This window comes from Lentilactobacillus kefiri, assembly GCF_009739535.1.
Lineage (GTDB): Bacteria > Bacillota > Bacilli > Lactobacillales > Lactobacillaceae > Lentilactobacillus > Lentilactobacillus kefiri.
On sequence record NZ_CP029971.1, the window covers coordinates 1,229,008 to 1,251,666 of the forward strand.

The 22,659-nt window shown below is 41.9% G+C and carries 15 protein-coding genes and 1 pseudogene; 13 read left to right on the forward strand and 3 right to left on the reverse strand.

Going from position 1 to position 22,659, the window contains the following annotated elements; genetic code table 11:
- The first annotated feature begins 7 nt into the window (after positions 1-7).
- The gene (locus DNL43_RS05890; protein ID WP_056983037.1) at positions 8-1,975 is read left to right on the forward strand and encodes a glycoside hydrolase family 127 protein; all 1,968 of its coding nucleotides are present in this window, start codon (positions 8-10) and stop codon (positions 1,973-1,975) included.
- A 111-nt stretch (positions 1,976-2,086) separates the two neighbouring features.
- Here the strand turns inward: DNL43_RS05890 and DNL43_RS05895 are convergent, their stop codons facing one another.
- Positions 2,087-3,022, reverse strand: a complete 936-nt coding sequence (locus tag DNL43_RS05895; protein WP_056983038.1) for an AraC family transcriptional regulator — start codon at positions 3,020-3,022, stop codon at positions 2,087-2,089.
- A 335-nt stretch (positions 3,023-3,357) separates the two neighbouring features.
- Between DNL43_RS05895 and DNL43_RS05900 the strand changes: the two genes are divergently transcribed.
- From DNL43_RS05900 to DNL43_RS05935, 8 genes are all read left to right on the forward strand, one after another.
- Positions 3,358-5,538: a beta-L-arabinofuranosidase domain-containing protein gene (locus DNL43_RS05900; protein ID WP_054768768.1), complete on the forward strand. Its 2,181-nt coding sequence runs from the start codon at positions 3,358-3,360 to the stop codon at positions 5,536-5,538.
- Positions 5,539-5,560: 22 nt separating this feature from the next.
- Positions 5,561-7,927, forward strand: a complete 2,367-nt coding sequence (locus DNL43_RS05905) for a hypothetical protein (protein ID WP_054768767.1) — start codon at positions 5,561-5,563, stop codon at positions 7,925-7,927.
- Between the two features lie 90 nt (positions 7,928-8,017).
- Positions 8,018-9,412: an MFS transporter gene (locus tag DNL43_RS05910; RefSeq protein WP_225364653.1), complete on the forward strand. Its 1,395-nt coding sequence runs from the start codon at positions 8,018-8,020 to the stop codon at positions 9,410-9,412.
- A gap of 344 nt (positions 9,413-9,756) precedes the next feature.
- A complete protein-coding gene (gdhA, locus tag DNL43_RS05915) occupies positions 9,757-11,103 on the forward strand; it encodes an NADP-specific glutamate dehydrogenase (protein WP_056983043.1) in 1,347 nt (448 codons plus the stop codon).
- Positions 11,104-11,189: 86 nt separating this feature from the next.
- On the forward strand, positions 11,190-11,741 hold the full coding sequence (locus DNL43_RS05920; RefSeq protein ID WP_054768766.1) for a LemA family protein: 552 nt from the start codon (positions 11,190-11,192) through the stop codon (positions 11,739-11,741).
- A gap of 16 nt (positions 11,742-11,757) precedes the next feature.
- Positions 11,758-12,765, forward strand: a complete 1,008-nt coding sequence (locus tag DNL43_RS05925) for a M48 family metalloprotease (protein ID WP_056983045.1) — start codon at positions 11,758-11,760, stop codon at positions 12,763-12,765.
- Between the two features lie 244 nt (positions 12,766-13,009).
- A complete protein-coding gene (gene glnA / locus DNL43_RS05930; protein ID WP_054768765.1) occupies positions 13,010-14,332 on the forward strand; it encodes a type I glutamate--ammonia ligase in 1,323 nt (440 codons plus the stop codon).
- A gap of 419 nt (positions 14,333-14,751) precedes the next feature.
- The gene (locus DNL43_RS05935) at positions 14,752-15,765 is read left to right on the forward strand and encodes a ketopantoate reductase family protein (protein WP_095344934.1); all 1,014 of its coding nucleotides are present in this window, start codon (positions 14,752-14,754) and stop codon (positions 15,763-15,765) included.
- Here DNL43_RS05935 and DNL43_RS05940 read toward each other — a convergent pair.
- Positions 15,753-16,595, reverse strand: a complete 843-nt coding sequence (locus tag DNL43_RS05940; RefSeq protein ID WP_056983047.1) for a prephenate dehydratase — start codon at positions 16,593-16,595, stop codon at positions 15,753-15,755. The two genes, DNL43_RS05935 and DNL43_RS05940, sit on opposite strands and share 13 nt — an antisense overlap.
- A gap of 272 nt (positions 16,596-16,867) precedes the next feature.
- Here DNL43_RS05940 and DNL43_RS05945 point away from each other — a divergent pair, with 272 nt between their 5' ends.
- The 4 genes and pseudogenes from DNL43_RS05945 to DNL43_RS05960 all read left to right on the forward strand — a co-directional run bounded on the left by DNL43_RS05945 (position 16,868) and on the right by DNL43_RS05960 (position 21,519).
- Positions 16,868-17,812 carry an alpha/beta hydrolase gene (locus tag DNL43_RS05945; protein WP_054768763.1) on the forward strand — a complete coding sequence of 315 codons (945 nt, stop codon included), beginning with the start codon at positions 16,868-16,870 and terminating at the stop codon, positions 17,810-17,812.
- A gap of 228 nt (positions 17,813-18,040) precedes the next feature.
- Positions 18,041-19,795, forward strand: a pseudogene (spxB, locus tag DNL43_RS05950) (pyruvate oxidase).
- A gap of 286 nt (positions 19,796-20,081) precedes the next feature.
- The gene (locus DNL43_RS05955) at positions 20,082-20,486 is read left to right on the forward strand and encodes a hypothetical protein (protein ID WP_054768807.1); all 405 of its coding nucleotides are present in this window, start codon (positions 20,082-20,084) and stop codon (positions 20,484-20,486) included.
- A 277-nt stretch (positions 20,487-20,763) separates the two neighbouring features.
- A complete protein-coding gene (locus DNL43_RS05960) occupies positions 20,764-21,519 on the forward strand; it encodes an SDR family NAD(P)-dependent oxidoreductase (protein ID WP_056983049.1) in 756 nt (251 codons plus the stop codon).
- A gap of 50 nt (positions 21,520-21,569) precedes the next feature.
- Here DNL43_RS05960 and DNL43_RS05965 read toward each other — a convergent pair whose 3' ends face one another.
- Positions 21,570-22,544 carry a 2-hydroxyacid dehydrogenase family protein gene (locus DNL43_RS05965; protein ID WP_054768762.1) on the reverse strand — a complete coding sequence of 325 codons (975 nt, stop codon included), beginning with the start codon at positions 22,542-22,544 and terminating at the stop codon, positions 21,570-21,572.
- Positions 22,545-22,659: the final 115 nt, after the last annotated feature.

The window sequence follows — 22,659 nt, forward strand, 5'->3', positions numbered from 1 at the left end:
TTAACTCATGGATACAAAACAAAGTACTCAAATTAATAATCTTAAAATTACATCACCATTTTGGAAGCGGTATCGTAAATTAATGGCTGATGACTCAATCCCATTCCAATGGGACATGATCAACGACAACAACGATGTTGAAGTTGAAAACGACCCATTCGCTGCTGGTGGTTCTGCTGACAAAAGTCACGCAATCGCCAACTTGAAGATTGCCGCTGGACGAATGAAGGGCGACTTCTTCGGAATGGAATTCCAAGACACTGATGTTTACAAGTGGTTGGAAAGTGCAGCTTATGTTTTGAACTATGCGCCAAGCGACAAGCTCAAAAAAGAAGCCGACTCTGTTGTTGATTTGATTGCTGATGCTCAAGAAGACGATGGTTATCTTTCAACTATGTTCCAAATTGAAATGCCAGAACGTAAGTTTAAGCGTCTTCAACAATCACACGAACTTTATTCAATGGGTCACTACATTGAAGCAGGTGTTGCTTACTACACAATTACCGGCAACCAAAAAGCTTTAAACATTGCTAAAAAGATGGCTGATTGCATCGATAGTCATTTTGGAACTGGCGAAGGTAAGATTCTCGGAATTCCAGGACATCCTGAAATTGAAAACGCTTTGGCTCGTTTATATGATGCAACTCATGAACAGAAGTACCTTGATTTAGCCAAGTACTTCATTACCCAACGTGGTAAGGATCCTGAGTTCTTTAACAAGCAAAACAAAGCTGACGGTGCTGACCGTAACTTCTTCCCTGGTCTTGACACCATCGGAAATGCTTACTACTTCGCTGACAAGCCTGTCACTGAACAAACTGAGCCTCATGGCCATGCTGTTCGAGTATTATACTTCTGTACTGGTTTGGCTCATGTTGCTCGATTGACTCATGACAAAGAATTGATGGATTCTGCCAACCGTCTTTGGAAAGACATCGTTAAGAAGCAAATGTACGTAACTGGTAACGTTGGTCAAACAACTACTGGTGAAGCATTTACTTACGACTACGATTTGCCCAACGATACTGATTACGGTGAGACTTGTGCCTCAGTTGCAATGGTATTCTTCGCTAAGCAAATGATGGAAACTCGTATGAGCGGCCAATACGGTGATATCATTGAAAAAGAATTATTCAATGGTGCATTAAGTGGAATTGCTTTGGATGGTAAACATTACTTCTATGTAAACCCATTGGAAGCAGATCCTAGAGCCAGCCACGGTAACCCAGGTAAGAACCATATCAACACCCGTCGTTCATCATGGTTTGCATGTGCATGTTGCCCATCAAACATCACCCGTTTACTTGCCTCAATTGACAAGTACATGTATGAAGTTAACGATGACGTTATCTTGTCACATCAATTCATTGCTAACGACACAACATTCAAGAACGGTGTTGAAGTTAACCAAGAGAGCAACTTCCCTTGGAGCGGTGATATTAAATTTACAATTACCAACCAAAACAAAGAAGATTTCAAGTTTGGAATCCGAATTCCAAGCTGGAGCCGTAACAAGTATGACGTTAAGGTTAACGGCGACTCAGTTGACCCTGAATTACAAGACGGCATCATTTACATTCTAGTTTCAGATTCTGAAATGACCATTACCTTAAGCCTCGACATGGATACTAAGCTTGTTCGTGCCAACACCAAGGTAAAAGATGATATGAACAAAGTTGCAATTCAACGTGGACCAGTTGTTTACTGTGCCGAAGAAGCTGACAACAAAGCTCCTCTTTGGGACTACCGTTTGGACGACAAGCCACAGATGGATTACAAGTATGAAAAATCATTGTTGGATGGTGTAGGTGTTATCGAAACTTCCGATGCCAAGATGGCTCAAGAAGATGGCGATGAGCTCTATTACACCGATGACATTTCATGGAAGCCAGCCAAGATGACGTTCATTCCATACTATGCTTGGGCCAACCGTTCCGAAGGTCAAATGCGTGTATGGCAGGATATTAATCGTTAATAACAGGTTTCTGACACAAATATTATCCGACTAGATCCAGCTTCATTGGATCAAAAAATAAAGTCTCTTTTCGTAAGCTAACCCCATTGCTTACGGAAAGAGACTTTTTGATTACATAAATTGATTTCCAGACCCATCGTCTGGCGTATTTGGCTTTAAACTAATGTATTTTTTGCGGTATTCAGAAGGTGACATGCCATAGCCTTTCTTGAAAGCCATGGAGAAGTAATACACATTTTGATAACCCACTTTGGTAGCAATCGTACTGATCTGATCGGAAGTTAACAGCAAATACTTAGTCGCTTCCTCCAACCGGTACTTGGTCAGTAGGTTATTTGGCGTAATTCCAAATGTTTTCTTCATATATAATGAAACTGAATTTGGGTGAATATGAAATTCCTTACCAAGTTCTTCATAGGTAATCTTTTCATCAAAATGATCTTCGATATATCTTTGAATCTTATTGGCAACCATGACCATTGGAGACTCCTGCGGCGTTTGGACTTGAACCAGCTGGAGAAGATCCAGAAATAGTTGTTGGGCTTTCCAAAATTCAATTGAGTTTTGAGTCGTATCTGAATGGTTTTCGTTGGATTTTCGACTGTTGGCGAAGATCTTATTCATCATCGAGATAACCGTGTCTTCGTTTGGAATCGTCTGCTGCTTTCTTAAGAACAGGGTAATCGTCGAAGTGTAATAATGAATTGCCGGAACTGAGATGACTGGTCGAACTTGCTTTGGCTCTGCGGCTTGAACATAACTGCCGGTTGTCGTGAAGTGAATCCAATAATATTCCGTCGTTTCATCCATCGGCTTCCAGGAATAATGGTGGTGCTGCGGTTGTAGTATGAACATTTCGCCGGCACTGACCGTGTACTTTTTGTCATCTTCGGCGATATATAATTTTCCTCGTTTCATAAACATCATAACGAAAAATTGAAAATTCTTGCGATTGGGATGTCTTTCACCAGGTCTAAAGATAACATGACCACTCTGGATATATGTTGGTGTTGGCAGGCAAGATATCGATAAATACTCCTTAACCATGAAAAAACCTCCAATGTTGGTCGGCTTTAGATTCGAAGCAGATTAGATTTTATAAATAAACCTTTTGATATTATAAAAATAGCTCATAAACCATAAAAAGTCAAATTATCCATTTCTTATTGAAAAGTTGGCATATTTTATGAATGCCGATTTGATGGGATTGATGGCTTGCTCAGTAAATAATTAAAGCGCTTTTAATTTTATGTTGTATTTTATAAATGATTGATAGAATAATAGATTTTAATTAACGCATTTAGCATGTATTCTATTAATCGTAAGCGGTTACAGAATAGCACCTCTCAAAATTCACTTTTCACCAGAAAGGACGATTTAAAATGAAACCGGTATCATACTATGATATTCAATATTTACCAGGTTCGACCTTAAAAGAAAAATTTGATCGTAACATTAATTGGATGCTTTCACTCACGACAGACCAATTACTGTACAACTATCGTAAAAACGCAGGGATGGATACCAAGGGTGCAACACCTTTGACTATCTGGGAATCACCGGATTGGTTCTTTAGAGGCCATTTCACCGGTCATTATCTCTCAGGAGCTTCCAAGAGTTTCGTAGAACTTAACAATATGGATGATACGGAAACCGCCCGTGAATTGAAAAAGCGTGTTGATAAAATTGTCGATGGTCTGAAAGAATGCCAACAAAAGTTTGATACATTCGAAGAATTCCCCGGCTATTTAGCTGCAGAACCTTCAAAGCGATTTGATGATATTGAAAAGCTTCGATTCAACGGCAATCACTATGTTCCTTACTATGCTGTTCAAAAGTTGATGGATGGCTTGATGGACGCATATGAATTTACTGGCAACAAGATTGCTCTTGATTTAACAGAAAACATGACTCATTACTTTGAAAAACGGATGGCCCGCCTAACACCGGAACGAATCAATGCAATGATTGATACCCGCTGGTACCAAGGAAACGGCCAGTATGTCTTCCATCAAGAGTTTGGTGCAATGCATCGAACACTATTGAGACTTTACGAAATGACTGGCAAGAAAGAACAGGATGTCTTTGACCTTGCTGAAAAGTTTGATCGTAAATGGTTCCGTGACATGCTTATCAATAACGATGATGAATTAGGCTATTACTCATGCCACTCAAACACCGAATTGGTTTGTGCCGAAGGAATGCTTGAATATTATCACACCACTGGTGATGAGAAGTATAAAAAGGGCGTTGTCAACTACATGAATTGGATGCATACCGGCCATGAATTGCCTACCAAAGGAATTTCAGGACGTTCTGCATATCCAGCACCTGCTGACTACGGATCAGAATTATATGATTATCCTGAAATGTTCTTCAAGCATTTATCCAAGTTAAATGGTGAAAGCTGCTGTTCACATGATTTGAACTACTTGAGTTCAGAACTTTTTGCCGACACCAAAGATGTCACTTTAATGGATGACTACGAGATTCGTTTCATCAACGCCATCATGGCTCAGCAGAATAATGACAGCGCTATCGCAGAATATCTCTACAACCTGAGTGTTTCACCAAATGCGACTAAAGAGTTCGATCGTGGCGGCTTCTGGTGCTGTGTAGGTAGTGGAACAGAACGTCATTCAACATTAGTTGACGGAATTTACTACGAAGACGGTAACGACATTTATGTTGCTCAATACTTCGATTCAATCTTGAACTTGAAGGACAAGGGCATCACGATCACCCAGGATTCACATTACCCTGATCAACATTTTGCCCACATTACCGTTGAATCAGATAAAGACCAGGAATTCACTGTTTACGTTCGAGTTCCCAAGTGGAGTGCAGAAACCACTATTACCGTTGATGGTAAAAAGGTCAGTGCTCAACCAAAGAATGGCTTTGTTGCAATCAAACGCAGTTGGGGCAAGAAGTCAGAAATCAAAGTTAACCTTGATTTCCAACTTCACTACCAAACCCTTGCTGATCGTTTCAACCGAGTTGCCATCTATTACGGCCCAATCTTATTAGCTGCACAGACTAAAGACTTACCAACTTCCACAAAACCAGCTGCTGAATATTTGGCAGACTTGGTTAAAGTTGAAGATAAGAATCAATTCAGACTTTCCGGTACTGATATCATCTTCAAATCACTTCCGGAAATTCCAGCCGATACCCCTTACAACGTTTACGTAAAGGTTCCTGAAGAAGAAGTCGCAACAACGATTGATACTCAAAACGACAGTGACAATCCTGTAAATGAAGACCATTCATGGACATTGGCTGTTGATCCTGAAAAGAAGAACTACTTGAAGATTACCTATGACTATCTTGATGGTGATGTTTACAGCTTCCAGATCCAAGATGATGACAAGGTTCTGTTCACTCAAACAATTAAGAACGAAGAGTGGCCGGAAGATTCCTACTACATCTACCCATTGCCAGCTGATGCCACTAAGGGTAAGAACAAGATTAATATCAAGATTACCCCGCTTGACTATGAAGGATTAAACTTCGACATTGCCAACATCAACAAAATTGAAACAATGGTAGCAAACAAATAACAATTCCAGGAGGCCTTTACACATGAAGTCAGAATTTCTGACAGTTGAACAAAACAAGCGTGGAGCGATTACCAAGCTCCAGTTGAATTCTGATAAATCCAATATGAACTGGGTAATCGATCCTGATTATCTTAAGTCACTCGGATATGATGACTTGGATAAATTATTTGGCGAATTTAATATTACGGTCAATGGTCAAAAGCACCGTAGTATCGATCAGGTTCCTGAAGTGAGTGGGGATGATACCCACAGCAAGATTCAATTCAAAGTCGATGACCTGTCACTGGTTCAACAGTTTGAACTGATCGGCAACTCATTTAAATGGAATTTCACGATTCAAAATAATGGCAAAGACGACATTAACATTAGTAATCTGGGCGTTTGGATCAGCTTGGCATATGTCATGTTCAGAGACAAGAACGTTAAGCGTAACGCCAACCAGTCCGTTGCCGTCTTCCCACAGATTTCAAAGAACTACACCAAGCTCGCGGCGGTTCGTCGTGATAATACAGCACCTAACATGGGTGTTTACCAAACCAAAGGCGAAGTGCTATCAGTCGGAACTTTCAACGATTACACCAACCGATTCTTTGAAAATGTTTCCCCATCATTGGATGGAATGCTTTTCCACGAGATTGTTTTGGCCGGAGGTTATGATGATGACCGCAGGCCGCACAACGATTGGATTTATTCTCAAAAGCCGCTGGTTGTTAAACCCGGTGAAAGCAAAAACTGGGAATTCTATTTGAAGCCATTTACCGACCAAAAGGATTTCTATGATATTGCTACCAGATTATATAACCATCCGCGGTTCGCATTTGAACCAATGATTTCTCAAGGTTCTTATCAAGTATTCACCATCCATCTTGCAAAAGGTCAGGTGTTGAAACGGATCTCTGTTCGACACAAAGATGGTGACCAAATCGTTGATCAGGATATGACCGACCACATTGAAAACGGCCGCCTGGTATACGAGCCTCAAGGGCTTGGCGAACATCAAGTAATTCTTGAATTTGCCGATGGCACAGTTGATATGGGCGTCTTCAACGTCATGAGCTCAATCAACGAATTGCTTCGTAATCGTGCCAACTATGTTTCAGCTCATTCATATGCCGGTAAGGATGGCAAGGTGCCATATAGCTTCGGCCCTGTATCCAATCAGGGTGAATCCATCGGAAAGATGACCTTCATTCTTCAAGAATGCCTTCTCGATGACAAGGTTAAAGATGCTGACAAGCAGATTGCCCAAGTCGAAGAAAGTGCTGTGAAGTATGTTCGACCGAAATGGTTTGAAAATGGCGACTTTAGGAAGCCCGCTAAATTGTACGGCGACTTTTACCGCCTGATGGATTTGGAATATATCACCCATATGTTTTATCTCTTATCCAAGTGCCCAGCTTCATCACTGAAGTTGAACAAGCCTAATGATTATCTGTCATGGGCAGCTCAGGTATTCGATGTCCGGGTTAATCCGGATCTCAATGATAATGAACGTGGTAAGACAGAAGCTCAGATGCTTGGAACATACGGACTTTATATTGAAGACTTGTTAGCCGACCTGCAAAAGAGCGGGCTGGACAAGGAGTATTCCGAAATATCCAAGTCGTGGAAGTCGGTTACCGACCGGCTTGCCGCTAACAGTGATTCTTTGGAAGCAGCCATGACGGAGCATTTCTTCGATAACGCTGGGTTTGGTCCAGCCGCTGGCGCCCTTGCTTTAACCGGCAACGTTCACGCGGCAATGACCTACGGTGAGTTGCTGAAAGCCAACATCGGGTACAGTAATGACTTCAGGTCACAAAGCCCTGATCGTTGGTGGGAAGCCCTGTCATACATGATTCATGCATTGTGGGGCGGCTTAACCGCCGCATCAGCCCAAATTGCCGGTGAGAAGCTTCAGGATCCTGAATTAGTGGAAGCTGCTTATCGAGCTACCGGTGCCATTCTTTACATGTATGATTCCAACGCGACTGCAACCAACAGAATGCTGAAGCCTGGCGAAGCCGCCTCAACATACAGTATTGCGGGTCCCAACCTGAACCGGCCGGATCTTTCCAGAAACCGATTTGGCCAATCAATCTTCGCTTCGGACGGCGGCATTTTTGCCCGTTTGTTCCCAGATGGTTATACCGGCGAAGATGACTGGGATATGGGTGAAGAATTGGTTGCCTTCCTCAATGGATTTGGTCAAAAGACTTATATCTACAAGGATAAGGAAAAAGGCCTGACAGCCGTCAATGGACGTGTGAAAAAACTTGTTGACGAACATTATGAAATTCAAAGTTTTGCTCCATATATCCAAGAATATATCTTCTTGGATGATGGTCAGACCTTGAACAGTAATAAAGATAAAGCATTATTTGATCTTACAACTCGTAAGTTTGAATAAAATAAGCAGTTCACTTTAGGAGGTGGTGGTTCCGTTTCACATATTGTTTTGCAATTATTTTCAATAAAATTCGGATAGGAGATTATGATCATGGATAAAAACGCTGCTAGTGCAGCAGGTACCAGCAAAGACAGCGCCAACGTTAAACTGTCTGTTTGGGAGAAAACAGCTTACTCCTTTACTGATATGGCTGGTAACTTGCTTTATGTTACAATTTCAAGTTATATTCTTTATTTCTATACTGATGTTTTCGGTATTTCAGTTGGTGGTGCAGGTTTAATCCTGTTAGTTGCCCGTTTCTTTGATGCAGTTAGTGCACCAGTTTGGGGATCAATTGTTGACCACACCCATACAAAATGGGGCCAAAGCCGACCTTACTTCTTATGGCTGGCAATTCCATTTGCCGTTGCAACATTCTTAGCATTTACTGCTCCAAACTTACACGGTACTGCTAAGTTATGGTATGCCGGATTTACTTACATCTTAGCCGCTGGGGTTGTTTATACTGGTATTCAAACTCCAATTACTGCTATTCTTCCCAGCTTAACTACTAACGGCCAGGAACGTATCAATGCCAACACATTCCGTATGTGTGGTGGTTCCATTGGTTCATTCATCACTAGTACTTTCGCCTTACCATTAGTTGCATTCTTTGGTAAAGGTGACGATAAAGTTGGTTTCATGTGGACAATGTTCTTCTTCGGCTTACTTGCCGTTATCTTACTTTTCCTTTCATTCAAAGGGATGAAAGAACGGACCATTGCTGTTCAAAAGCCAATTCCATTCAAGGATTCTTTGAAAGCTACTGTTGGTAACAACCCATGGTACATCTTGGTTGTATCATTCGTTATTTACTGGGTTGCTCAATCAACTCGTAACGGAATCTCAGTTTACTATGCTAAATACAACTTGGGTAACGAACAATTAACCTCTGTATTTAACGGTCTCCAAGTTCTTGGTATCATCGCTACTATTTGTATCCCATTTGTTGTTAAAGTTACCAACAAGACAATGACAATGATCATTGGTTTGGCAATTGGTGCTGCTGGTCAAATCATGATGGGTATGGTTGGCAACAACTTTACTCTGGTTATCATTGCTTGGATTATCGGTATCTTCGGTGCTTCAACTGCCGTTGCTATGCCATTTGGTATGTTAGCCGATACTGTTGATTATGGTGAATGGAAGACAGGTATCCGTGCTCCTGGTTTCTTAACTGCCGTTGGTTCTGCCTTCTGTATCCAGTTAGGTTCAGGATTCGGTTCATTCATTCCTTCAAAGATCATGGCTGCTGCCGGATTCGTTGCTAACAAGACACAAACTGCCCATGCCCTTAGCGCAATTCACTTTACATTTATCTACTTCCCAGTTATTGTGTACGCTATCGTTGCTGCAATCATGTGCTTGTACTTCAAGTACGAAAAGATGGAACCACAAATTAAAGCTGAATTAGCTGCTCGTCATGATGCTGAAGCAAAGAACTAATTCGCATTAATAATCGTCTGATGTAACGCTTGAACGCAGATAAGGTGGTGATGCATTCATTCAGAAAATCTTGATACTTGATGAAGCCAACATTATTTCTGACATAATGTTTTCACGAACCCCATTCGTGTTATTGAGTTACCCATCATAAAAAAGAGTTTGGATTGTTGAAAAACAGTTCAAACTCTTTTTTGATTAATTATTTGAAAAGAATAAGAAAATGTGAACATCTGTCATAAATCTTTTGATAATATATAACATAACAGTGTAAGTCGGAGCCGTTATTTGGATCGCGTCTGCAGTTGGATGTTGTGTAAATTTGAAATCAGAAAGTGGGAATAACCGTGACGAATGTAAAGGCATATATTGAATCAATCAAAGACCAAATCGACCGTCGTGATCCTGACCAAAAGGAATTCCAGGAGGCTGTATTTACCGTTCTGGACAGTTTGAAGCCAACTTTGGAAGAACACCCAGAGTATGTCGAAGCAAACCTCTTGGGGCAACTGGTCGAGCCTGAACGGGTCATTCAATTCAGAGTACCTTGGCAGTCGGATGACGGCAAGTTCAACGTTAGCCGTGGCTTCCGAGTTCAATTTAATTCCGCCATCGGGCCATACAAAGGTGGCCTAAGGTTACATCCGACCGTTAATTTGAGTGTTGTTAAATTTCTTGGCTTTGAGCAAATTCTTAAAAATAGTTTGACTGGATTACCAATCGGCGGAGCCAAAGGTGGAAGCGACTTTGATCCAAAAGGAAAATCAAATTCAGAAATTATGCGTTTTTGTCAAAGCTTCATGACTGAGTTACAGCGTCATATTGGGCCTGATTTAGATGTCCCAGCAGGCGATATTGGGGTTGGCGGCCGGGAAATTGGTTATCTGTTTGGGGCGTATAAACGCTTAAACGGCTATCAAAATGGTGTTCTGACTGGTAAAGGTCTTACATTTGGCGGTAGTCTTGCCCGTACGGAAGCCACCGGCTTTGGCCTGCTTTATTACACCAACGCCATGTTAAAGGCTCAGGGCGACACTTTAACCGGCAAAAAAATCAAGATTTCCGGTGCCGGTAACGTTGCCACGTACGCCATTCAAAAAGCAACCGAACTTGGCGCAAAGGTCATCACCGTTTCGGATTCCAATGGTTATATTTATGATCCTAAGGGAATTGATTATAAGGTCGTTAAACAAATCAAAGAAGTTGAACGCGGTCGAATTCGTGACTATGCCGATCGGGTTGAGTCAGCTGAATACCATGGCGGATCTGTCTGGAACTTTGATGTGGATTACGACATTGCTTTGCCATGTGCCACACAAAATGAAATTAACAAAGATCAAGCTAAACTCATCGTCAAAGACGGTGTTAAATACGTGTGTGAAGGGGCCAACATGCCCAGCTATCCAGACGCAATCGCCGTTTATCGGGATGGCAATATTTTGTATGGGCCTGCCAAAGCAGCCAATGCCGGTGGGGTAGCTGTTTCAGCCCTTGAAATGAGTCAAAATAGCGAACGTCTCGCATGGAGTTTTGAAACGGTTGATAATCGTCTTCAAGACATTATGGAAGATATCTTTGCCAAGTCAGAAGCGGCCGACAAGAAGTATCATTTGGACAAAGATTATCAGGCTGGGGCAAATATTGCCGGCTTTGAAAAGGTTGCGGAAGCAATGATGGCTCAGGGATTAGTCTAAAATGTTAAAATGAAGACAAAGTAAACTTTCAAGGATGATTCGATTGTGGTATGTTAGTTACCAAACAATCTAAGGAGGAATTTACAATGGGTCTAATCATTACAGGAGTCATCATCCTGGTTATCATCATCGCCGTTATCTTGATGTATAACGGTTTGGTGAACCAAAGAAACTTGGTTGACGAAGCAGCCAGTCAAATTGATGTTCAATTACAACGTCGAGGAGACTTGCTTCCCAACTTACTGGAAACAGTTAAAGGATACGCTAAGCATGAACAGGAAACTTTTGCCAAAGTAACTGCCATGCGTTCACAAATCCAAGACCCCAACGTCAGCTTGGGAGACAAGGTTAAGGCGGATAATCAATTAACCGGCGCCTTGAATCACTTGTTTGCAGTTTCCGAGAACTATCCGGAATTAAAAGCCAACCAAAACTTCTTGGCACTCCAGGAAGAATTAACCAATACCGAAAACAAGATTGCTTTTTCCCGACAGAACTACAACAGCAATGTCATGGTTTACAACAACAAACTGCAAACCTTCCCAAGCAATTTAGTTGCTAAATTCGGAAACTTTCCAGTACACAGTTATCTTGAAGTACCTGAAAAGTCTAAAGAAGTACCACAGATGAAATTTTAAAGGGGACTGACTGATAATGGACACCATAAATCAGCAAGTTCAGCAAAATCGACGGCGAACCTGGTCAGTGATGGCAGTGTTCGTTGTTTTAATCGCAATCATTGGTTTTTTGATTGGTCTGGTGTTTGCTCTCGCCACCAACGATGAAGGCTCAGTGGATTGGATTGTTCCGACCTACACCATGGTTGGATTTCTAATTGGCGCCGGATTATATTCACTCTTTGTCTATAGTCAGGTCACCAATATTTTGATGAAGTCAGCAAATGCTCATCAGCTGCAGGAGTCGGATGACCCTGAACTGTTTAACATTGTCAGCGATCTCGCAATGGTTGCCCACATTCCAATGCCGTCAATCTATCAGACTGACGATCCATCACCCAACGCCTTCGCTACCGGACGTGATCCAAAACACGCAGCCGTAGCGGTCACCAAAGGCCTTCGGGAAATGATGAATCGTGAGGAACTTGAAGGTGTGCTTGCTCATGAAATTTCGCATATTAAAAATTACGATATCCGGGTTTCATCAATCACGGTTGCTTTAACGACCTTTATTGCCGGTGCCGGGACTGTTTTAATTGTTGCCGGAATTGGGCTTATTCGTGGTGGCCGCTGGTTTAGCTGGTTCGGCACCGACAGCGATGACGATTCCAAAGCTGGCTGGGCTGTGGCTATTGGAATATTAACCTTTGGCTTAATTATGTGGCTTGGCGGCTGGGTCATCCGAATTATCGGTGTGCCGGTTGCCCAGATTCTTCAATTCTCTGTTTCCCGACAGCGGGAATCATTGGCGGATGTTTCCGGGGTTAATTTGACTCGGGATCCTCAGGGGCTGATTGATGCTTTGACATTGCTCAAAGATGATTCAACACCGACGAATAATCCAACTGCCAAAGGTGCAGCACTCTACATCAATGAGCCGATCACCCGTAAGGGCAAAACACCGTTTCTTGTTAAGATGTTTGATACTCATCCACCGTTGGACGAACGAATCGCCCGTCTTAAAAGACTCCTTGGTGAACAATAATCAGATTTTTATGGTTTGATCTCTGTATTTAACAGAGACCAAGCCTTTTTTATTGCTCAAAATTGCCTAAATGCCGGGTGTAACTTAAGAAATCCAGCTGTCACGTTTAATCAAAACTTCAAAAAATTCAAAAAAGTTGTAAAAAAATCTGATGTTAGAAGATATAACGTGTATAATATCCGTTAAGGGAAACCCAACAATTAACTTAGGATGACCTTAAAAACGATGACTATGGAGGCATTTGATGAAAACTGCTGATGATATTCGTAAACTAGCTAAGGACGAGGAAATTGAGTATTTAAGAATGACTTTCTCTGACCTCAATGGCGCACTAAAGAACGTTGAGATTCCGATTGATCTGCTGGATGCTGCTCTTAATAACAAAATTAAGATTGATGGCTCATCAATCACTGGGTTCTTACCAATTCAAAACTCAGACATGTACTTATACCCTGATCTTGATACCTGGACTGTATACCCTTGGATCACCACAGGTGGGAAGACTGCTGCACTAATTTGTGATGTTCACAATAGTGACGGCACCCCATTTGCCGGTGATCCTCGTTTTGTTTTAAAGCGGCTGGATGATACTTTAAATAAGATCGGTGGCGGCCACGCCAATGTCGGAGCTGAGATGGAGTACTTCTTGTTCAAAGCCGATGAAGACGGTAAACCTACAGATCAATTAAATGATCAGGCATCATATTTTGATGTTTATCCAGATGACCGTGGCGAGGCTTGCCGACGTGAAACGGTGAATACACTTAAGTCAATGGGCTTTTCAATTGAAGCGGATCACCACGAAGTCGCACCTGGTCAATGCGAAATTGACTTCAAGTACGACGATGCTGTTAAGACCGCTGATCGCGTTCAATTATTGAAATTGACAACCAAGGCCATTGCCGTTAAGTATGGTTTGCGTGCGACATTTATGCCAAAACCACAAGCTGGTGTCAATGGATCTGGGATGCATTTGAACACATCGTTATTCGATGGTGATCAAAACTTATTTGATGATCCTAAGGGAAATCATGGGCTGTCAGAGTTGGCAACACATTATCTTGCCGGTGTTTTGACACATGCCCAAGCCTTTACAGCCATCACCAACCCAACACTTAACAGTTACAAGCGACTGGTACCAGGATTTGAAGCACCTACCTATGTCGCATGGGCAATCGCCAACCGAACTGCTTTGGTCCGGGTCCCAGATGGTCGTGGACCACAAACCCGATTTGAATTACGAAGTGGTGACCCCGCTGCCAACCCTTATCTTGCAATTGCCGCAATTTTGGCCGCTGGACTGGATGGTATCAAGAACAAGTTGACACCACCAAAGAATGTTGAAGATAGTATCTACGACATGTCTGAAGAACAACGAACCGCTGCCCAAATTGTTCAGTTGCCATCATCCTTACCTAAGGCCTTGGCAAAATTGGAGGCTGATAAGGCACTTACAGATTCCATGGGAAGTGTTATTCCCAAGTATCTGCAGATCAAGCAGGATGAATTGACCCGCTTCCAGATGAGTGTGACTGACTGGGAAAAGAAAGCTTACTTCAACGTTTAATTGAAGTTTCCTGCTCGATCATTCGATAATTTCAAAAATTATTTTTGAATTTCATGTTGACAATTAAAATTACATGAGTTAAGTTATAACCACATTAAAATTTGATTGAAAAAATGCAGCGATGAGGAGAGTAGTTTTGCCAAATCATTTCAGGGAGTCCCGCTAAGTGAGAAGGGATAATGGTTGGTAAAGTGAAAGTAGCCTCTAAGCAGTAGATGCGAAGAAAGTGAGTATCTACGGTGTGCACCCCTTAAAGTGCCAGTGTATTGTCATTAATTTGGCTGTACATGATGAGACGATTTGCGTGAGCAGGTCGTGAATTTAGGTGGTAACACGCGTAAGCGCCCTTAATCTTAGAAATAAGATTAAGGGCGCTTTTTTTAATCAAAAATAAAAATAGGAATTGGAGAGTGATTTTTATGAAGTTTGCAATGATTGGTGCAGGAGCAATGGGTTTACGTTACGGAATTTTACTACAGGAGGCCGGCAACGATGTTACTTTCATCGACACATGGCAGCCACATATTGACAAGATTCGGGAACAGGGTGGCGTATATGTTATGCGTGATCATAAAGATCGCCATTTAACAAAGATTAAGCTTGAAACTCCTGAAACGTTTGACGGTCATCCTGATATGTTCATTTTCTTTACGAAACAAATGCAGCTCCAAGATTACCTGGACCGTTGTCAGCACTTCTTTCATAAAGATCAATATGCTTTTACGGCAATGAATGGGATGGGGCATATCGAAAAGCTGCAAAAATACTTTGCCGATGACAAGATCATTGGTGCCACTGCCCTAATTGCAACAGTTCTTCCCGGTCCCGGTGAAGTTGACTTTATGGGTAAACGAGGTGCCGGCAAGATGAACATGTGCCCACTTAATGAAAAGCCGGACGCCACTTGTAAGGAGCTTTTCAACCAACTTCAAAAGGCTCAGATGAATCCGACATTAACCGATGACTTTACTGGAACATTGATGACCAAGGTTATCTTTAATTCAGTTATCAACACGATTTGTACAATGTTTGAGCTCCCCATGGGTGAATTTGGTAACTTCCCAGGGGCCTATCAAATGGGTCGTCAGTTAATTGATGAAGCTTACGACATCTGCGCTCGAGCCGGTATCAAGCTGGTATCAAGCCGTGATGAAGAAATGGCTGCTTTGGATCACAACACCCGAATCGATATGCCACTGCATTATCCTTCAATGTACCAGGATATGACCAAAGATCGACCAACCGAAGTTGATTACATCAATGGCTATATTGCAGATCTTGGTCGCAAGTATCACTATGAAGCCAGCACTCATTTGTTTGTTACCCAAGCGGTTCATCTGGCCGAATTTCATCGTCAAAACCTTGCCAAACAACGGGCAATTAAAGCTAAACAGACTGAAACCCAAACTGCTGAGCAGGCTCAGACAGCATAGAAGCCAAGCGAATGAACACGATATTTGGCAGCTATCTTTTTAAGCGTCGTGAAAAGAATCGCTTGTTGTTCACGAGTGCCGGAGATTTCCAAATAAAATGAGTACACGCCAAGTTGGGTCTTGACCGGCAGTGACATCAAAGTGACAAGATTGAGTTCGCTTTTAGCAAAATAACCCAAAATGTCATAGAGAGTGCCGGGGCGATCGTTGAAGGCTGGTGTTATGAACAAGGGTGCTTTGAAATGGTCAGTTGCCAAGTGTTCATGTGAGATCTTTTCAAGATCGGCAGGATGAGATTGGAAAATGATGAATCTCGTACTGTTGTCATCCTGATCAGCAACGTTGTCCATCATCAGTGGAAACGATAAATCTGTCATTTGAGATTGAGGGATGATTGCTGCATCACCGGATTGACCCGCTTGAAATTTTTCTAACGAAATCATATTGGAAGAGGTCGTGATAATTTGAACATTGCGCATTGAAGTCAGAAGTGTCTGGCATTGACCCTCTGTTTTAAATTGAACATAGATTCGTTTGATTTTACTTAAATCAGTCACATTGGCCACCAAGCCAAAATTGACTGGAATCGTAATTTCACCAATTTCCGTTACGTCAGCAGATTGTAGACGCTGAAGGGTGGCGGACACATAACCATCAAGCTGATTTTCCAAAGGCAACAGACCGATATTTTCACCGGAGACAGCTTGATAAACCTGATCAAAAGTGGGGTGGTAGTCAAAAATTATGTTGGATAATGGCTGGGTTTTGAGATAAGCTTTTGCGGCGGCGTCGGCAAAGGTGCCAGCGGGCCCAAGAACTGAGAATTTCATTGTTTAACCACCTTATTAGTAGGATTTGAATAATGAGCTTATTATCTCATATTGAATTGAAAATGAATGACAAAAATGAATGATAAAAATGAAAGAAAGCATTCTTGATTTGTGTGGAACAATCGACACATTTTGGGAATGCTTTTTAAGGACAATTTTGTGGTCATTTATGACGGCTATTCCTATTTATTAAACAAGAGTAAAGTTGTTTGACATCGCTGTGCTCAATAACTACCATAAACATTAACACTAAAGGAGCGTAACGAAAATCAATGAAACTATCAAATATCAAATCATCATTTAAAACCTTTATTCTGCCGCTAACGGCGATTACCGCAGGCAGTTTTTGGATTAGTCTCAAGTTGTTTGATATAGCTTTCAAACGAGTAGACTACGTGCCCGAGACTTCAAAGGAAAAGCAGCAGTATGCGGATCAGTATTACGAATATGTCGATTGGTTCCACAAAATGCCCTCTGAAGAGTGGTATTTAAACCGTAACGATCCTGACAAAAAGATGGTTGCAACTTATATTCCAGCCGAAGGGATTTCCAAGAAGACGGTGATCATTGCTCATGGATATAAAGGTAATCGTGAAACAATGGCTAATTACGCGCAAATGTTTCACAACATGGGCTTCAATGTTTTGACCCCGGACGATCGTGGCCATGGTGATAGTGCCGGCAAGTACATCAGCTTTGGCTGGCTTGATCGGCTGGACTATCTCAAGTGGATCGACCAGGTGATCGATCACGTTGGCGAAGACAGTAAAATTCTGTTATTCGGTGTCAGCATGGGTGGCGCAACGGTTGAAATGCTCTCGGGGGAACGGCTTCCCACCCAGGTTAAAGCAATTATTGCCGACTGCGGATACTCCAGTATCAAGGAAGAATTGACCTATCTATTGAAGAAACAGTATCATTTGCCTGAATATCCTGTCGAACCGATGGTGAGTGAAATTAACAAACGGGCTGCCGGGTTTGGCCTCAACAGTGCCTCTTCGGTTAAACAGTTGGAGAAAAATAAGCTGCCGATTCTCTTTATTCATGGAGGCAAAGACACTTATGTGCCATCTTCTATGGCTTACGAAAACTACAAGGCAACTCACGCACCCAAGCAGCTTTGGATTGTCCCCAATGCGACGCATGCTGAGAGTTTCTGGTATGATCCGGTGGCCTATAAGCGTCGGGTACAAGAATTTTTAAAAACCTATTTTTAATTAAATATCAAAGAGAAAGTGTCAGGCGGAAGATTCTGCCTGGCATTTTTATTTTCTATAAGTCCGGTTATTATTATTTTCGAGCTTACAGTAAACCAATTTGTAATACTTACGAAAAGTAAGTCTAAATGTTGGCATTCCATTTTCAGCATGCCTATAATTAATAGTTGAAACAGGGATGTCAAACGCTTACATTTTGACATCATATCTATTAAAGGAGATTTTGCTATGACTAAGATGATTGCAGGACAAGCTTTAGTTAAGGTTCTTGAAAACTGGGGCGTGGATCACGTCTATGGAATTCCCGGCGGTTCAATTAATCATACTGTCGAAGGACTCTACCTTGAAAAAGATAAAATGAAGTACATTCAAGTTCGTCATGAAGAGGTTGGCGCAATTGCCGCTTCTGCCGATGCCAAATTCACCGGTAAGATTGGAGTTGCCTTTGGATCAGCTGGTCCTGGTGCTACTCACTTGTTTAACGGACTTTATGATGCCAAGATGGATCACGTTCCTGTATTGGCTTTAATTGGGCAAGTTCCTCAAGCAACAATGAACACCAATTACTTCCAGGAAATGGATGAAACGCCAATGTTTAGTGACGTAGCCATCTACAATAAGCAGGTAACAACTGCCGATCAGATTCCTTACGTTGTTAACCAGGCAATTAAGGAAGCATACCGTCAAAAGGGTGTTGCGGTTGTTATTTTACCTGAAAACTTAACTTCAGAAGAAATTGATTACGCACCAACTAAGACCCCATTAACGGTTGCCGATGACTTCAAACAATCAGTTGATCCCAAAGCTGTCAAAGACACTTTAAAGATGATCAAAGAAGCTAAGCACCCATTAATTTATGCTGGTCGTGGCTTGCTTGGCGCTCGTGATACTTTAACCAAGTTCTCCGAGCAATTCAACATTCCAGTTATGAACAGTGTTCCAGCAACTGGTGTTATCAGCACTGATCATCCAAACTTTATTGGAACGACTGGTCGACTTGGTACCAAATCAGGATTTGAAGCAATTCAAAATGCTGACTTGATTCTCTTCTTGGCTTCTGAATATCCATTTGCCAACTTCTGGCCACAAGATACCAAGATGATTCAAGTTAACAACAACCCTTACGATATTGGTAAGCGAATTGATGTTGATTATGCCGTTATCGCTGATGCCAAGAGTTACCTTCAGGCAATGATTGACTCTGGCGAAAGCCGTCCAAAGGATGCTTGGCTTGAAGCCAACCAGGAAAACAAGAAGAACTGGGATAATTGGCTTAATTAATTGGCCGATGATGACAGTGATGGTTTGAACGCTGAATCGGTTACCAAGAAGATTGCTGAAATGGCAGGACCAAATGATACTTACGCGGTTGATACTGGAAATGTTTCAGAGTGGAGTGTTCGTGGCTTACCAATGAATAAGAACCAACGCTTCGCAATTTCCGGCTTGTTTGCCACTATGGGCTTTGGCCTTCCTGGTGGAATTGCCGGTGCATTAAGTGTTCCTGACGGCCAAGCATGGTCACTTTCTGGTGATGGTGGCTTCTCAATGGTTGTTCAAGACATCTTGACCCAAGTTCGTTCCGGCTTACCAGTTATCAACGTGGTCTTCTCAAATGATCGCTTTGGCTTTATCTGGTACGAACAAATGCAGACAAAGCAACACTTCTATGGTGTTGATTTGAATGATGCCGACTGGGCAAAGGTCAGCGAAGGACTTGGTGGGATTGGCTTTACTGTTAAGAGCATCAAAGATCTTGACGAAGTATTTGCTAAGATCAAGGATCTCCAAGCTTCCGGCAACAAGAAGCCAATTGTGATTGATGCCAAGATTAAGCAGGACGATCCTGTGGCAACTGCCTTCATGCCTCTTGATTCAGAGAAGTATGGTGAAAAGACTGCCGAAGGATTTGCAAAGCAATATCACATTGATCGTAAGCAACAACCATCATTGGAAGAATTATTAAGAGAAAAAGAAAAGTAACAAGCAGATATTAAAACGAGCACTCTTGGTGAGTGCTCGTTTTTTGCGTTCTTTACAGAAATGTTACAAAGATGGTTATCGATCAACCTGGCTTTAAAATGGCTGTTTGGACGCCTGAAAACAATTGATATATCAACGTATTAATGATTATTAAGATCGTGCATAATCAAACTGTAACCGTTATTTTAATATTTAATAAAGGCCCAAATATTACACGAATGTTTCGTTGACATCTGTTTGTAACGTGGCATAATAGATTTAATCGTTAAGGGAGGTCGTAATGACTATGAAAAAATTTGCAACAATTATTAGCGTAGCTTCACTTGCTTTGCCACTTGCTTTTGCAGCTCCACTTGCCGTCTCAGCAGTAACTGCTCCAACCGCAGTCGCAGCTAAGACAAAGGGAACTACTTACACTGTCGCAAAAAATGGTGTTAAGAACTTTAAGGCACGTTCATATCACATTAAAAAGAACATTGCTTTATATAAAGGCACTCTTTCTAAAAATCACAGCAAGATTACCTTTACTCGAAAAGGTAAATTGACTAAACCAGTTACCTATAAAGTAACTCGTTCAGTTAAGGTTTCTGCAACCAAGAATTCAAAAGCAAAGACATTCTTGTATGTTAAAGGCTATGGATATGTCTTCGCATCACAAATTGCTAAAGGCAAGTATTTACCAGCCGATTAATTTAAATTGAAATAAATAAACAAAGCTTCATCCTTCTATAATCAGGTCAAGGGCAATGTCATTTGCACTTGGCCTTTTTATATTGGACAATGAATTTTCCTGCTCAGGCATTTTATTTATTGACACTAAGTCATGGAGTATGGTGCAAACGGGACCTGATCGAATGACTGTGGGGTGGCCTTTATTAATGTCGTGATTATTCAACTGGTCATACACCACTTTGAAAAGAGATAATTTGGGCTGAGTTGGATTATACTAGTGTTGTGGAGGCATTAATATGACAGATAAAAGGCCAATTTTAACTTTGATTACCGGAGCCGATAGAGGGATCGGCTTTGAGACTGCGATGTCACTAGCCAAAAAGGGTCAGCATATTTTGCTGGGTTCCCGTAACATGGTGCGTGGTAAAAAAGCAGTCGATAAAATTAGGCAGGCTGGATATGACGCCGAACTCTTGATTCTAGATGTAACTGATCAAACTGATATTGATCGAAATAAGCTGATTGTGAACGAGAAGTTTGGCTATCTGGATACCTTAATCAACAATGCTGGTATCGCTTTGGATAATCATGAAGATGCCGCAACACTTTCTACGAATGTGATTCGAAAAGAATTTGATGTTAACTTTTTTGGGACGGTTAGCATGATTCAGGCGTTTATTCCCCTGTTAAAGAGAGCCAAGTCCGGAAAAATTATTAATGTATCCAGCAATATGGGCTCTCTCGACCTGGCTTCGGACCCAAATTCGAAATTTTACAATGTCAGTTCCTTAGGCTACCAGTCCTCAAAAGCAGCCGTAAATTTTGCTACGATTACTTTTGCCAAAGAGTTGGCGGATACCAACATTACCGTTAATTCGGTAAATCCAGGCTGGACGGCCACTGCATTCGGAGGACGAGATACCAAACAGCCCGTGCCGGATGGAATGCAGACTGTTCAAGAAGGGGCACGACAGATTGTTAAATTAGCGAGTGATCCTCGAAATGATTTGAACGGAACATTTACAGAGAATGATGGCAGTTTGCCATGGTAATAAAAAAGAGGCTGGGAAAAATCCCAGCCTCATTTTCTTTGTTCAATCAATTAAAGTTCTACGCCGTTTACGATGTAGTCTGGCTTATCGCCTTTATCCATTGCAACGGTATTTTTAGCAACAATCTCAGCCATTGCGTCACGGGCTTCAACGGTTGCGTTACCGATATGTGGCGTTAAGATAACGTTCTTCAATGACTTGAAGCCATCGTCAACTTTAGGTTCGGCTTCATAAACGTCCAAGCCGGCACCGGCAATTTCATGGTTCTTCAATGCTTCAAGTAACGCAGCTTCATCAATCAATGGACCACGAGCGGCATTGATTAACATTGCACTGTCTTTCATTTCCTTGAATTGTTTTGCTCCCAGCAAATGGTGGGTTTCAGGGGTTGCGGGTGCATGAAGTGTAATGACATCAGCATTCTTAACGATGTCATCAACACTGGCGAATTTGGCACCCAACTTTTCCTCAGTGGCTGGATCGAGTTGGTGACGTTGGTTGTAGAGAATCTTCATGTCAAATGCATGCATTCTCTTGGCAACGGCTTGGCCAATTTGACCCATTCCAATGATTCCCAAAGTTTTCCCGGCCAATTCATGGCCTAGGAAGAATAGTGGTGCCCAGCCGGTGAAGCCCTTTGTCCGCATCAGTTGGTCGCCTTCAACAACCCGGTGAGCCAAGCTGATCATTAATGCGCATGCGACTTCAGCCGTTGAAGTGGTCGAAACCTTTGGGGTGTTGGTAACGGGGATGCCTTTTGATTTGGCATACTCGGTATCAATATTATTAAATCCGGCACCATAGTTGGCAATCAACTTCAAATTTGGTGCGGCGTCAATCACATCAGAATCAACTTTTGTGGAAAGTGGCGTGATCAAAAAGTCCTTATCGGCAACCCGTTTGCTCAACTCATCCTTTGTGATGAGGTTTTGACTATCATCAAATACATCAATATCCAATCCGGCATCCTTGAGAATGTTCATTGCGTGTTCCGGAATCCTACCTGCGATTAATACTTTTGACATAAACTCACTCCCTATCAAATATTTCATACAGCTATATTATAGGGCATGAAGGGGTTGGATTGGGACCGCTTCCTCTTTTTCTTTGAAATAGAAATTCCAATTATTTTAAGTTTAC